Consider the following 237-nt stretch of genomic DNA (forward strand, 5'->3'; position numbering starts at 1 on the left):
TTTGGGCTGGAAAACCGTGGGTGGCCACCTGAGCAAATTTCACGGCGTGTTGCAGCAGTGGCAAAGGAACTAGGCATTGAAACATTGCTAAAGCGGGATGTGAGCCGCTTATCAGGTGGTCAAAAGCAACGAGTTGCCCTTGGGGGTGTGCTAGCACCTGACCCAGACATTCTCGTTCTCGATGAAGCCACTTCCATGCTAGATCCGGCTGGGCAAAGGGAATGGCTTTCGCTATTA

1 protein-coding gene is annotated in these 237 nt (G+C 52.7%); it reads left to right on the forward strand.

The annotated features are described in order from the left end of the window. Positions 1-237, forward strand: a 237-nt coding sequence (locus tag CHH91_RS19070) for an ATP-binding cassette domain-containing protein (protein WP_141234251.1), incomplete at both ends; no start/stop codon positions are given.

Source organism: Virgibacillus sp. 7505 (assembly GCF_002272135.1).
Taxonomy (GTDB): domain Bacteria; phylum Bacillota; class Bacilli; order Bacillales; family Amphibacillaceae; genus Terribacillus.